Raw genomic sequence first — 13312 nt, 5'->3', positions numbered from 1 at the left:
TCTTGAAATTATGCTCTAGATTCAACATACTATTCATTAGACATTACGATAAAAACAAAAGCCAAAATCACAAATGTGATTTTGGCTTTTGTTTTTATTTTTTATTCTTTAATATAAAGTGCATGCTTAGGTTTAAAATAGTTTTTTAAACGCTTTGATAAGCGCTTGTATGTATTCGAATGTTTATAATAAAACGGAATTTGAGCAAAGGGTATTTTTTTTGCTTCTTCCATCATCTCCGCAATAGAATAATTGCTCATTAAGGATTTTTTCATCCAAGTAGCAATCACTTCATTCCACTCCTCTTTATTTCCCCAATAATGACCAACTACATGGTCTGCAGGTTTAATCATTGTAAACTGGCTTCCCGCAACACCAAAAGCCAATTGCTCCTTGGTAAAATAAGCAATATTAGCCGCACACATCTCATCACAAATTTGTAAGGCTAAAGTTATTGTTTGAAAATGTTGGGGTGAAATTCCTATTACGCCAGAATTCCACATGCAAGTAGTAGTATCGATGCGTACATCTCCAAACTTTCTATTTTTCAGACTACTCCACATCTTTTTCTCTGACTTGGTCTTTAACAACGGCAGAGGCCCTTCGTTAAGGTGCATGATATTGAAACCTTTATCTAATTCTGCTTTAAGAATAGCCAAAGATTTATAGATAAAAGTATCGCCATCCAAATACAAAATAGCTTGATCTGGATACGCATTAGCTACGTGTTCTAAGGCTTTTATCTTAATTCTAAAAAAATAATCATACGCCCCTTCCCATGCTTTAATCTTCTCTTTTTCCAAAGGTATTACCGTAATTAAATGTTCTACTTGTTTAAAAAAAGAAGGATTTTCTGCAATTACAATAATTCGATCTGACTCATTTTTAGTAAGAAAAGCCGTATAAATTGAAAAAAACACCTGTTGGTAATAGCTAATGTTTTGTCCAAAAACAAGATATACAATGTTCATCTTTTATTTTTTGCTAAAAATACAATAATAATTAGCAATCCTGTAATTTTATCCCCAAATGCGGTCTTAAATAAATTTGGATATCCCGCTTTTTTCTACTTTTTTCCTGCTCTTTGATTCTCTAGGTTTGGTTTTATTTTTGCAAAGGGGTATTATTAATGGGACAGATAACTTACTTTTGTAACTAATCGTTTTTTATTTTTGGGAAACGAATTTAATGACCTCAGCTTAAAAACTAAAATTGCTTTATTCCTTATTTTATGAAAAAAAAAATAACGCTTTTAATTCCTACAAAAAACGAAGAGGCTAATATTAAAGCTTGTATTCTCTCTGCGATTGATCTTGTAGATGACATTTATGTTGTTGACTCTTTTAGCACGGATAATACGGTTCAACTTGCAGAAGCGCTTGGAGCGAAAGTAATTTCTCGAAAATTTGACAATTACTCAGACCAAAAAAACTGGGCAATCGCTCAAATTCCTGGGGATTGGGTTCTTTTATTGGATGCAGATGAGCAGTTAACCCCTGAGTTAAAGCAAGAAATAACGCAGTTAATTGAACAAGATAAATTAGGGGAATACCAAGCGTATTGGGTCTACCGAAAAAACGTTTTCTTTGGCAAAGAAATCAACTATTCGGGTTACCAAAAAGACAAAGTTATTCGTTTATTTCAAAAGGACGTTTGCCAGTATACCAACAAAGTTCACGAAACTTTACAAGTCGATGGAAAGGTGAGTTTTCTAAAAGAGAAGCTCTATCACAACACCTATCGCGGGTTTGACTTTCACATCGCTAAATTGAGTCAATATGCGAGTTTACAAGCGCAGGATTACGATAAAAAAACAGGTAAATTAACAGCACACCACTTTATTGTAAAACCGGGGATGCGTTTCTTTAAACACTATATCATAAAACAGGGATTTCGAGATGGTATTCCAGGTTTAATTTTATCTTCACTCAATGCCTATGCGACTTTTTTGCGTTATGTAAAGCTTTGGATGCTGCGAAATAACATCAAAAACTAACCGCTCCTACTTTCGTTATTTTTCACTATTTTTCATTACATTTACTATTAAACATCAGCTATGCACACACTTAGGTTTTTAGTACTGGTTCTTTCTCTGTTTAGCCTTATCAGTTGCCGAACGGATATGGATTTTGAACCTTTATCTGAACCTTTGCGTTTTTCTGCAGATACGGTTTACTTGGATCCTGTTTTTTCTGAAACAAAATCAAGTTCTTACTTAGTTAAGATTTACAATACCAGTAGTAAGAATATTCAAATCCCCCAGCTTACTTTGGCTAAAGGGGAGGATTCTTATTTTAACCTTATCATTGAAGGGATTTCTAATAAGCGATTTTCAAATATTGAACTTTTAGCTAAAGACAGTTTATATGTTTTCGTTCATACCTTAGGAAAAGCAGATCCTCAGGCAAAGGATTTTATTTATACCGATCAAATTCGCATTCAAGGGAGTACACAACAACAAACGATTGAATTAGTGACCTTGATTAAAGATGCTTATTTTTTCCATCCAGGTAAGGTAGATGAAAACGTATTACACAAAATACAGTTGCAAGATGGAACTCCACTTGAAGGTTTTTATTTGGGTGACTCAAAAGTACATGAAAAAAATACCTTAGAACTAGATAACAGCAAACCCTATGTTATTTATGGGTATGCTATCCTTCCTGAAAATCAAACCTTAGTGCTACAAAAAGGCACTCAACTCTATTTTCACGAAAATTCGGGAATTATTGGTTTAGAAGGCAGTTCAATACAAGCCAATGGCACACACAAAAAACCTATAATCTTGCGGGGTGATCGCTTGGAGACCAACTATATGTATGCAACCGGACAATGGTCTGGGATTCGCTTGCAAAACCCGGCTAAGAGCACTTTAAATCACGTAATTGTGGAACAGGCTAAAATCGGTTTATACCTTGAAAATGCTTCGGATTTCACCTTGCAAAATGTCCAATTATACAATCATTCCTATTCCGCATTAGTTGCTGTGAATTCTACACTCTTGGGGCAAAACCTTGTGGCTGCAAATACGCAAAATGCAACGGTTGTACTGCGCGAGGGGGGCAATTACAGGTTTCAACATTGTACTTTTAGCAATTCTGGTTATCGACCGGATCAAATGGCTTTACTCGTCGAAAACTCTGCTGATTTTCCTTTTGAGCGCTTGACCATTGAAAATAGTATTTTACACAGTGCAATTGCTCAAAGTTTTGTGCTTCAAACCACACAAACGGCGAATATAACCTTTGAATCCAATGCGCTAAAAGATACGAGCAAACGCAATGGCAATTCATCGGCCTACAATTACAGCAATACATCCATGTATTCCAACAATATTCTTTTAGATACCCCTGCTCTATCTGCTATTGATTTTCAGGATCCTAAAAAGAATTTATTTTATTATACGACTAAAATGACTCACCTCATTGGTCAAGGTAATTTGAAAGTTGCGCGAGATTTACCGCGAGATTTGGATGGAAAAGAGCGAACTAAATCACCTGATTTGGGGGCATATCAACATATTGAAACTACAAAAGAATAATTTTTTAATTGTCTTTTTTTAGTATATTTTTGCATCTTACAACAACAACTAAAATAATCTTATCGCAATGATTTATTTCTTCGAAAACCCTTCGAAAAAGTTCTACGCTGTACAGGTGGAGAACACTTTATCTATTGAAGATATTCAAAAACTAAATTGGCTTTTTGGCAATGCTAAACACCTCGATCAAAAAGCAATCAACAACCCCTTTATTGGTCCACGTGCAACCATGATTACGCCTTGGAGTACCAATGCGGTTGAAATCACACAAAACATGGGGATTGAGGGAATTTTTCGCATTGAAGAATTTTCCGAAGGTGACCAACAAGCGTTTGACCCTATGTTGTCACAAGTATTTGAATCTTTAAATCAAGATATCTTTGCGATTAACATTCAACCTGAGCCTATTATTTACATCGAGGATATTGCAAAATACAACCAAGAGGAAGGTTTGGCTTTGAATGAAGAGGAAATCACTTACTTGCAAGATTTAGCTCATAAAATTGGACGTAAATTAACGGATTCTGAAGTATTTGGTTTTTCACAAGTAAATTCAGAACACTGTCGTCATAAAATATTTAATGGCACCTTTGTCATTGATGGAGAAGAAAAACCGACTTCTTTATTCAAATTAATCAAAAAAACCTCTGAAATTAATCCGAATGCGATTGTTTCAGCTTATAAAGATAATGTGGCCTTTGTCAAGGGACCACGCGTTACACAATTTGCTCCAAAATCCGCAGATAAACCTGATTTTTATGTAGAAAAAGAATTTGATTCTGTCATCTCATTAAAAGCAGAAACGCATAATTTTCCTACTACCGTAGAGCCTTTTAATGGAGCTGCTACTGGATCAGGAGGAGAGATTCGCGATCGTTTAGCAGGCGGGCAAGGATCCTTGCCTTTAGCCGGTACCGCTGTTTATATGACTTCTTACTCACGCTTAGAAGAAAATCGCCCTTGGGAAAATGCTATGGACGAAAGAGCGTGGTTATACCAAACCCCGATTGATATTTTAATCAAAGCTTCAAATGGAGCTTCTGATTTTGGAAATAAATTTGGACAACCTTTAATTACGGGGTCTATTCTAACTTTTGAACATGAAGAAGACGCGCGTAAGCTTGGTTTTGACAAAGTAATTATGCAAGCCGGAGGTATTGGCTATGGAAAGTTAGATCAAGCGAAAAAACACAAACCAGAACAAGGGGATCAAGTTGTCATTTTAGGAGGTGAAAACTACCGTATTGGTATGGGAGGAGCAGCAGTTTCTTCTTCCAATACAGGGGCTTTTGGTTCAGGTATTGAATTAAATGCGATTCAGCGTTCCAATCCAGAAATGCAAAAACGCGCAGCAAATGCGATCCGCGGTTTAGTTGAAGCAGACCACAACCCTATTGTGTCAATTCACGATCATGGTGCAGGTGGACACTTAAACTGTTTATCTGAATTAGTAGAAGAAACAGGTGGACACATCAATTTAGATAAATTGCCAATCGGAGATCCTACGCTTTCTGCCAAAGAAACGATTGGAAATGAATCTCAAGAACGCATGGGCTTGGTAATTGGACAAAAGGATATGGCTACTTTAGCGCGTATTGCAGAAAGAGAGCGTGCGCCAATGTATGCGGTTGGGGAGATTACAAATAATCACCGTTTTACCATTGAATCAGCAACTACAGGTGCCAAACCGATGGATTTTGCTATTGAAGAAATGTTTGGCAGTTCTCCAAAAACAATTATGGCGGATCAAACCATTGAGCGTATTTACGCTGATTTGGACTATTCTGTTGAAAAAGTAAATGACTATTTAAACCAAGTTCTTCAATTAGAAGCAGTTGCTTCTAAAGATTGGTTAACTAATAAAGTGGACCGTTGTGTGGGTGGACGTGTGGCGAAACAGCAATGCACGGGTCCTTTACAACTTCCGTTGAATAACTTAGGGGCTATGGCTCTTGATTACAAAGGAAAAGAAGGAATCGCGACAACGGTTGGCCATGCGCCTGTTGTTGCTTTGGTAAATCCAACAGCAGGAAGTAGAAATGCAATTGCTGAAGCTTTATCTAATATTGTTTGGGCTCCTTTACATGAAGGAATGAAAAATATCTCTTTATCTGCTAACTGGATGTGGGCTTGTAATAATCCAGGAGAAGATGCTCGTTTATATGAAGCCGTAAAAGCGTGTTCTGATTTTGCTATTGAATTAGGCATCAATATTCCAACTGGAAAAGATTCTTTATCAATGAAGCAAAAATACCCGAATGACGAGGTAATTGCGCCAGGTACTGTTATTATTTCTGCTGCTTCAAACTGTACAGATATCACAAAAATTGTTGAACCAACCTTGAAGAAAGAAGCAGGTTCAATCTATTATATCCATTTATCTCAAGACAAGTTTAAATTAGGGGGTTCTTCTTTTGCTCAGATTTTAAATAAAATTGGACATGAAGTACCAACCATCCAAGATGGGGCTTATTTTAAAAAGGCTTTCAATGCGGTTCAAGAATTGGTTGAAAACAGTCAAATTGCTGCAGGACATGACATTGGAAGTGGTGGTTTGATTACTACGCTTTTAGAGATGACTTTTGCAGATGTCAACTTAGGCGCTGCTTATGATTTAACGGTTTTAAATGAAAAAGATACAGTAAAAGTTCTTTTCAATGAAAACATTGGTTTAGTCATTCAAGCGAAAAATGATGAGGCCTTCGAAAAAGCATTAAGTGCCAAAGGGGTTGAAGCTATTAAAATTGGAACTGTTCTCACAGAAGAAACCGTTTCTTTCAAAAACGGAACGGACAGCTTTACCTACAGTGTTCCTGCAATCCGCGATACGTGGTACAAAACTTCGTATCTATTAGATCAAAAACAAACGAAAAACGGTCAAGCGACTGCTCGCTTTACCAACTATAAGAACCAACCTTTACAATTTGCTTTCCCTGCGCAATTTGACGGTAAGAAACCGGTTATTGACGCTTCAAAACCTCGTCCAAAAGCAGCGATTATCCGCGAGAAAGGAAGTAACTCTGAAAGAGAGGTTGCCAATGCGATGTTCTTAGCTGGATTTGACGTTAAAGACGTGCATATGACGGATCTTATCTCAGGTAGAGAAACGCTAGAAGACATCCAATTTATTGGTGCTGTTGGAGGTTTTTCTAATTCAGATGTTTTGGGATCTGCCAAAGGATGGGCAGGTGCCTTTATGTACAACGAAAAAGCAAATACAGCATTGAAAAACTTCTTTGCTCGTAAAGACACTTTATCTGTTGGTATTTGTAATGGTTGTCAGTTGTTTATGGAATTGGAGTTAATTAATCCAGAACACGCTGTTCACGGAAAAATGTTACACAACGATTCTCAAAAACACGAAAGTAACTTTACCTCTGTTACCATTCAAGAAAACAATTCGATCATGCTATCTACCTTAGCGGGAAGTACTTTAGGGGTTTGGATTTCACATGGTGAGGGTAAATTTAATTTACCTGAAACAGAAAACAACTACCATATTGTTGCGAAATACGCGTATGATAGTTACCCTGCCAATCCAAATGGTTCGGATTTCAATACAGCGATGCTATGTGACCCTACAGGTCGTCACTTGGTTATGATGCCTCATATTGAGCGTTCCCTATTTCAATGGCACTGGGCGAATTACCCAGAAGGACGCAAAGACGAGGTATCCCCATGGATGGAAGCTTTTGTCAATGCTCGCAAATGGATCGAAACAAATGATACTAAATAATTTAACCTAAAAAAAAGCCTTCACTTCGTGAGGGCTTTTTTTATTAGTATTAACAGTAATTAGCAGGTAATTGAGTTCTTTTATCAAAAAAAAGGTGTAGTTTTATGGGATAGGCTTGAAAAATCAAGTTTCCAAAACACTAATTCATTCAAAAAAAATAGTAGTATTATGAAATTAAGACCTATTCGTACGGAAGAAGATTATCACACGGCTATGATAAAAGTACAAGTATTAGAAAGTAGTCCTCAACATAAAGATAGTGTAGATGAACTAGAGGTATTGCAAATTCTAATTGAAAAATACGAGAGAGACAATGCACCTATGGGAATGCCTGATCCTATTGACAGTATAAAAATATACAACCAATATTTCTCTGATGAGAATGACAAATAACAAAAACAACCTCAATCGCTTTCGCAATTGAGGTTGTTTTTTATCTCCTTTATCTTCCTTCCTTTACTGAAATAAACAGCATTGATTTTTTAAATTATCCGCTTATTTTTCTTCTATCAATCTCTGATTTTAAAAAAATCATATACTTCTTCATAAAAATCATGGGTCAAGGCAACATCTCGAATAAAGCTGATAAAATCTACTTTATAATCGTATCTCGTTTGAGATGATTTCGCTAAACTTTGTGCTATTTCTTGTGCTATTTTCTGCTGTTGCTCTAGGGTTGCATGTTCGTAGATGTTTTTCACGAGTACCCCCTCAAAACCGCTATAAGGACTAGCATCCACCAAAATATTTTCAACCAAATTTTTGATTTGAACCTGCCAAAGGCCTTGGTTTTGCATATTGTTAAGTGTTAAGGCAAACCAAGTACTGTATTTTTCATAGAAATCGTCAAACTTCTTGCTGTGATGGACAATACGTCGATCAAATGCTTGCATCGTACGCATGATTGTTGAAAAAAGCTCAAAAGCAAGTGGCTTATCCATGTTAACCGTTATAAAGTCATCTACCGGTTCAAAAGCGATAGCAAGCGTATCTACTATCTTTTTAATTTTCACACCTTCTAAGGTCTTTCTTTTTCCCGCAACGGCTTTAAATGTTTGCTGCATACTCTCTTCTACGTATTCGCAAGTATAGTTGGTTTTCTCTTGAGAAAAAGTTACAATAAATTGCTGCTCTAAGGTTTTATTCTTTTTAAAAACTTCAGCTAGCCATTTTGCAAGTGTTTCTCGACTTTGTTCTTGCAACAAGGCATTGCTTTTCGAAATTTTTGCTTTTGAGTTGCTTTTTTGTGTTACTTGTGTAGGTACAACTTTTAATCCTTGTTGTGTTATTTGCAGTAAAACCGCCCATTGATGAATACAAGGCGTTAGTTCTTCCATGCAATCACAGGTCATTTGTTTGATCTTTTGATCCTCTAACTCAATATGCACATCATAGGTTGCTTCTGCGTCATCTACAAAAGCAACAAAATGTCCTTTCTCCTCTTCATCCAATTCTCGAACCGTTGCGGTTTTTATTCTTGCTTTTTCTTTCGCTTTTAACTGCTTAAGTAGGTCTTCTATCGTCATTTTTAGTTGTTCTACCTTATCCATTCATACTTACCCACTCGGTAAATACGCCTTCAATTAATTCAACACTCAAAATATGGGTTCCAAACATACCATTTGCCTCATAGGTAAATTCTACTTCTTCATCGCCTGAAAAATAAAGCGAAAATAAATCTAGTTTTTCTTTAAAAGCCTCTTCTGCCAGAGTATTTTGAGGATTGTGCTGATTATAGGACTCGCCCAATTCCTCATAAATAAGCTGTTTGCCTTGTTGATCAAATTCTACTATTCTTGAAGTAATACGCTCTATTTCTGGCAAAAAATCCTCGAGTGCCACATCGCCGATATAGACGGATAAAATCACTTCTTTTTCTTTGTAAACCGCGGTCATTTCTACCGTTTCGTCATCGTAATGACAAGGATTAAAATCGGCTTTATTTACTTGTATCATCACTCTGTTTCTTTTTGTTGTTTAAGTATTGGGTATATTGGTTTAGGATTTCTTATTGTGACTAATAGCTTGAACTACCTTTTCTACTTGTATCGCCAAATCTGTTCCATCTGCATATACAATTTGATAATCACTAATTCCTGCTAAAGTAGTGGAATGTTCTGCTGCTATATTTCGCAGATAAACAACGGGTTTATTCAGCGCTTTGGCATACCCCGCCTCTATTCCTATGCCAATGCCCTTATCTGATGTTTCAGCGAGTAAAAAAACGCTAGCCTCAATATCTTGCATTGCTTGATGCATCATTTCTTTTTCTTGCTCTAGGGTAAAGGTATAGTTATCTACAAAAACCCATGGAAAATATCCCTGAGACAGTAATGTATTTTTTATGCTTTCTACTGCTTGATCTAATTCCTTTCTCTTGGCAAAACTACATGAAATATAGACTTGATTTTTCATCGACTGAGGTATTTCTACTTTTTGAACACGTACACAAGATACTTTAGTTATTTTATATTTTCTAAGTTTGTACTGAAAAAATTGTAAGTACGTGTCTCATGATGCTGCGCAAAGAGCGGCTATGGCTTATACTTTTTTTGCTAATTGTAAAAAACATGACGTTAATCCATATCAATGGTTAAAATACGTCCTTGAAAATATACAAGCTATCAATCACAAGAATAGTACGAATGTATATCCTCATAACTACAAAAAGCTAATTACAGACGCTATAGAATAATTTATTTACCTAACAAGATGTACTTGCTCGGGTGGATACACCACTGTTGCTTTTTTGTAGTCTTAGGCTGTACTTTACGTTTTGAAACACTTTTGCCATTGTCGTTTAAAATGTCGAAGCTCTTTTAATAGTGTAACGGTGGTAGGGTGTTTCTTTTTTCCTCTAAAAACAATTCCCCCTTAAATAACAAAACCCCAACGATCCGATTGGGAAGGTTGGGGTGGTGTTTATTATTTAGTTGTACAAATCTAATCCTTCCGAATTTAAGGATTCGAAAATTTGAGGGTATACATATTTTAAAGAATCACTTTTATTTAATACTATGTCTCCTCTCCATAGAGTATCATTCTTAATTATAATATATCCTCTATTTGAAAGTCCATTAGCAACTTTAACATTTACTTTCATTAAACTAAAATTATAAATTTCCTCAACATTTAATTTTGTTTTATTCTTTTTGTTTTTAATCATTTTCTTATTGATATAAGAAATTATCGAAATAGTATCATTAGACGAACGAATTGCATCAATTAGATAATAACCCTTCTTTTTACTAATTTTTATGATGAACAATCGTTCATTAACGATCTTCAATTCCTCCTCATAGTCATATTTTTTATTAGCTAAACAACTAACTAACAAACAAATTATTACAACTAAAACACATTTTTTCATTTAGATAAATTATTTAATTCTTTGATTTGAGGAAATTTAAAAACAGGATTAGGGTTAGGTTTGTACATAAAAAAACTTCCTGAGTCATGTTGTTTTATATCAGGTTCCATAAAATTTTTATCCAATTTCATTGCTCCGTTATGAGCCTTAATGTACCCTTTATACTCATTTGTTCCTTCCATTAAAGGAATTCCTTTCCCTGGAGATTTATCTGCTCCAATATAAGCTTCTAAAATTTCATGTTTTGCAGTAGTTCCTTTAGGCATATTGTAAAACTCATCAATATCTCCCATTTGGCGGGGATTTACTGTTTGATTTGCAATAACTTTGCCTGACTCATCTATAGTACTTCCTTCATAAACTCCTCCTAACATAGCTTTAGTCTCACTGTAATAATTACTATCAGTAGCATTTACATCAACTTGAATAGTTGGAGATTTAATTGCATCAAATAATTTTTTATCCGACTTGGATCCTCCTCTTTTATCATTTGTATCAACTTTTCCATTCGCATCCATAGTTAAGTTTAACTTAGTTGATGCTTGTAATTGTTCAAAAGCTTCTTGCTTCTTTTCTCCTTTTATAATTACTTCTTCCCCTATCATTCCTGTTGGATCTGTAAACATAATTGGATTGTTATATGTATAAATATAAGGGTTATAATTTGGTATTTTCTCCGCCAACGGGTCCACACTCAAAAACACACTCATCGTCGGATCATAATAACGCGCACCATAATAGTAATAACCCGTTTGTGGATCTATTTCTTTTCCGTTGAATTTATACACATTATCATAATTACTATTGTTGTGTTCCACCATCAGTTCTCCGAATGGTAGGTACCCATAGTAATGCGTAGGCACTCCATTGATGTCTGTAAGGTAAGAAGAACTTCCCAAGTGGTCGCTATGGTACCATTGCCTTTCCTTTTACCTATGCAATTTCAGTGGGTTTATCTACGCCGTATTTCAATGTGCGTCTGTATATGCGTTAACTCTTTAATGTTTTGCTATTTATTCAACAACTCCTTCCCTTCCTTTTTTGTTTTTTATGTTAAGTTAATCACAAAGTAAATATCGCAATTCTCTTTGGTTTTTCATCTTCCAACTGCTATTATTTAGCCTTTGCTTACTGCTATTTTTAACTGCGCCTATTTATGCGTTTAACCTTAGTTTTAAGGCAGTAAATACTTCGTACAATCGATTTACTTTGTTTGAACGATCCAATTGCTATGAAGCCAAAATAAACACATACAATCTTTTTATTTTCATTTGACTGTTTTTCTACTTTTCAATGGTAGTCTTTAGTTCAAAGCAAAAAAGTAGTCTTTGTAAAACTACATTATTTATCGGCACTGTCGCAGCCTTCGACTTACTACGCTCCTCTTTACTACTCCACTGACGATAAACTACTTTTAAAAATATAATGTAAATACATTGCTACAACTGTTTATTTTATTGCAATGAATCACTTACTGCAAAACACTTTTTAAATCAATTGTACACCTTTATTGTATGTTGTACGTTAGTACTCTTTGCTATTATAGTAAACAAAGGACTAAAACCCAACTACTCTTTTTACTACACCACTGTTGCTTTTTTGTAGTCTTAGGCTGTACTTTACGTTTTGAAACACTTTTGCCATTGTCGTTTAAAATGTCGAAGCTTTTTTAATAGTGTAACGGTGGTAGGGTGTTTTTTTTGGTTTACGGTGGGCGGTTTACAGCTTACAGTTTTACTTCTCTTTACATTGAATAATACCTCTGTCAACCGTTAACAGTAAACTGTTAACTAAAACAAACCCCAACGATCCGTTTTGGAAGGTTGGGGGGGTATAAAATCTAAATCATTTTATATGCTTTATTAACATAAATTTTCCATCGAAGCCATCTCCCTTCATAAATATTGTATCGTTATTATACTTTTCAATTATAAAAGAATCTACATCTAAATTCATTTTCATATTCTTTGTATCCACATGCCACTCTCTTTCAGAGATACTTTCAATTAAATCATCCTCTTTTTTATGATTTGTATCTATTTGATTTTTACTTTTTAAATAAAATAATTGATAATTATTATTTGAAGCAAATAACATTTTATACCCCAAAAATTCATAAGTAATACTATCCTTTGAAGCATAATAATCCCAATATTCAGTTTTTTTTCCATTTTTATCTAATAGAATTTCCTCTATATCATTCTTTTCTCTACATGAAATAAACAAAAGAACATAGAATAAATAAATTATTTTTTTTTTCATAATTAATTAGGCTTTTCTGCTTTTTTAAGTGATCTAAGGTATTTTGTTTCATTATTTTTTTTCACTTCCCATCCATACCCTGACTTATACGATTTACCTACCTCAAAACCTGCTGAATTAGAATTATTAAAATCATCAATTAATTTATCTCTATCTCCTCTCTTCTTAACACCTAAAATATAACTTAACATGTTTTCCACCATTCCTTGTTGAAAGCCTTCTGTCGTCATTTTAAAAGACTCATCTGCCATTTGATGAATATAAACTTCGGCATGACTTGCATGTGTATTTGTAATACCTTTTGCATTATCATCTCGATGCTTTTGTTCATGAATCAAAGTATGGATATCCTAATGAAATTCGGACAATTAGTTAAGCAGCTTTATTAATATTTATTATTTGA

Annotated in this window: 12 protein-coding genes and 1 pseudogene; 5 read left to right on the top strand and 8 right to left on the bottom strand. The window is 34.8% G+C overall.

Annotated features, from left to right (window positions below):
* Window positions 1-101: 101 nt before the first annotated feature.
* The gene (locus tag ACMHJ2_RS16455; protein ID WP_413513953.1) at window positions 102-971 is read right to left on the bottom strand and encodes a hypothetical protein; all 870 of its coding nucleotides are present in this window, start codon (window positions 969-971) and stop codon (window positions 102-104) included.
* A gap of 260 nt (window positions 972-1231) precedes the next feature.
* Here ACMHJ2_RS16455 and ACMHJ2_RS16450 point away from each other — a divergent pair, with 260 nt between their 5' ends.
* The 4 genes from ACMHJ2_RS16450 (at window position 1232) to ACMHJ2_RS16435 (ending at window position 7670) form a co-directional block, all read left to right on the top strand.
* Window positions 1232-1996 carry a glycosyltransferase family 2 protein gene (locus tag ACMHJ2_RS16450; protein ID WP_413513952.1) on the top strand — a complete coding sequence of 255 codons (765 nt, stop codon included), beginning with the start codon at window positions 1232-1234 and terminating at the stop codon, window positions 1994-1996.
* 60 nt (window positions 1997-2056) lie between these two features.
* The gene (locus ACMHJ2_RS16445) at window positions 2057-3541 is read left to right on the top strand and encodes a right-handed parallel beta-helix repeat-containing protein (protein WP_413513951.1); all 1485 of its coding nucleotides are present in this window, start codon (window positions 2057-2059) and stop codon (window positions 3539-3541) included.
* A 67-nt stretch (window positions 3542-3608) separates the two neighbouring features.
* The gene (gene purL, locus ACMHJ2_RS16440; RefSeq protein WP_413513950.1) at window positions 3609-7277 is read left to right on the top strand and encodes a phosphoribosylformylglycinamidine synthase; all 3669 of its coding nucleotides are present in this window, start codon (window positions 3609-3611) and stop codon (window positions 7275-7277) included.
* A 168-nt stretch (window positions 7278-7445) separates the two neighbouring features.
* Complete coding sequence (locus ACMHJ2_RS16435) at window positions 7446-7670, top strand: hypothetical protein (protein ID WP_413513949.1); 225 nt, start codon at window positions 7446-7448, stop codon at window positions 7668-7670.
* 116 nt (window positions 7671-7786) lie between these two features.
* Here ACMHJ2_RS16435 and ACMHJ2_RS16430 read toward each other — a convergent pair whose 3' ends face one another.
* From ACMHJ2_RS16430 to ACMHJ2_RS16420, 3 genes are read right to left on the bottom strand one after another with little or no spacing between them, the layout of a single operon-like run.
* Window positions 7787-8803, bottom strand: coding sequence for an SWIM zinc finger family protein (locus ACMHJ2_RS16430; protein WP_413513948.1), 1017 nt, complete (start codon window positions 8801-8803; stop codon window positions 7787-7789).
* A gap of 16 nt (window positions 8804-8819) precedes the next feature.
* A complete protein-coding gene (locus ACMHJ2_RS16425) occupies window positions 8820-9233 on the bottom strand; it encodes a hypothetical protein (protein WP_413513947.1) in 414 nt (137 codons plus the stop codon).
* A 42-nt stretch (window positions 9234-9275) separates the two neighbouring features.
* Window positions 9276-9692 (bottom strand): nucleoside 2-deoxyribosyltransferase, encoded by a 417-nt coding sequence (locus tag ACMHJ2_RS16420; RefSeq protein WP_413513946.1) that lies wholly within the window; start codon window positions 9690-9692, stop codon window positions 9276-9278.
* 94 nt (window positions 9693-9786) lie between these two features.
* Here ACMHJ2_RS16420 and ACMHJ2_RS16415 point away from each other — a divergent pair.
* Window positions 9787-9972 (top strand): annotated as a pseudogene (locus ACMHJ2_RS16415) (transposase domain-containing protein); the annotation flags it as partial.
* Between the two features lie 234 nt (window positions 9973-10206).
* Here the strand turns inward: ACMHJ2_RS16415 and ACMHJ2_RS16410 are convergent.
* The 4 genes from ACMHJ2_RS16410 to ACMHJ2_RS16395 all read right to left on the bottom strand — a co-directional run bounded on the left by ACMHJ2_RS16410 (window position 10207) and on the right by ACMHJ2_RS16395 (window position 13247).
* Complete coding sequence (locus ACMHJ2_RS16410) at window positions 10207-10647, bottom strand: hypothetical protein (protein ID WP_413513945.1); 441 nt, start codon at window positions 10645-10647, stop codon at window positions 10207-10209.
* Window positions 10644-11546 (bottom strand): RHS repeat domain-containing protein, encoded by a 903-nt coding sequence (locus tag ACMHJ2_RS16405; protein ID WP_413513944.1) that lies wholly within the window; start codon window positions 11544-11546, stop codon window positions 10644-10646. Before ACMHJ2_RS16405 ends, ACMHJ2_RS16410 begins: the two co-directional genes overlap by 4 nt.
* Window positions 11547-12492: 946 nt before the next feature.
* Window positions 12493-12909 (bottom strand): hypothetical protein, encoded by a 417-nt coding sequence (locus tag ACMHJ2_RS16400; RefSeq protein WP_413513943.1) that lies wholly within the window; start codon window positions 12907-12909, stop codon window positions 12493-12495.
* Between the two features lie 2 nt (window positions 12910-12911).
* Window positions 12912-13247: a hypothetical protein gene (locus ACMHJ2_RS16395; RefSeq protein ID WP_413513942.1), complete on the bottom strand. Its 336-nt coding sequence runs from the start codon at window positions 13245-13247 to the stop codon at window positions 12912-12914.
* Window positions 13248-13312: the final 65 nt, after the last annotated feature.

The organism is Myroides odoratus, from assembly GCF_965118575.1.
GTDB classification, from domain to species: domain Bacteria; phylum Bacteroidota; class Bacteroidia; order Flavobacteriales; family Flavobacteriaceae; genus Flavobacterium; species Flavobacterium odoratum_B.
The sequence above is the reverse complement of the archived record's forward strand: the minus strand, read 5'-3'. Positions and strand labels throughout refer to the sequence as shown.

What these genes read in the sequence shown, in the direction of transcription:
- ACMHJ2_RS16435 (WP_413513949.1), top strand. Translation starts at nt 7,446, where the DNA reads ATGAAATTAAGACCTATTCGTACGGAAGAAGATTATCACACGGCTATG.
- purL (WP_413513950.1), top strand. Translation starts at nt 3,609, where the DNA reads ATGATTTATTTCTTCGAAAACCCTTCGAAAAAGTTCTACGCTGTACAG.
- ACMHJ2_RS16455 (WP_413513953.1), bottom strand. Translation starts at nt 971, where the DNA reads ATGAACATTGTATATCTTGTTTTTGGACAAAACATTAGCTATTACCAA.
- ACMHJ2_RS16425 (WP_413513947.1), bottom strand. Translation starts at nt 9,233, where the DNA reads ATGATACAAGTAAATAAAGCCGATTTTAATCCTTGTCATTACGATGAC.
- ACMHJ2_RS16420 (WP_413513946.1), bottom strand. Translation starts at nt 9,692, where the DNA reads ATGAAAAATCAAGTCTATATTTCATGTAGTTTTGCCAAGAGAAAGGAA.
- ACMHJ2_RS16445 (WP_413513951.1), top strand. Translation starts at nt 2,057, where the DNA reads ATGCACACACTTAGGTTTTTAGTACTGGTTCTTTCTCTGTTTAGCCTT.
- ACMHJ2_RS16430 (WP_413513948.1), bottom strand. Translation starts at nt 8,803, where the DNA reads ATGACGATAGAAGACCTACTTAAGCAGTTAAAAGCGAAAGAAAAAGCA.
- ACMHJ2_RS16400 (WP_413513943.1), bottom strand. Translation starts at nt 12,909, where the DNA reads ATGAAAAAAAAAATAATTTATTTATTCTATGTTCTTTTGTTTATTTCA.
- ACMHJ2_RS16450 (WP_413513952.1), top strand. Translation starts at nt 1,232, where the DNA reads ATGAAAAAAAAAATAACGCTTTTAATTCCTACAAAAAACGAAGAGGCT.
- ACMHJ2_RS16410 (WP_413513945.1), bottom strand. Translation starts at nt 10,647, where the DNA reads ATGAAAAAATGTGTTTTAGTTGTAATAATTTGTTTGTTAGTTAGTTGT.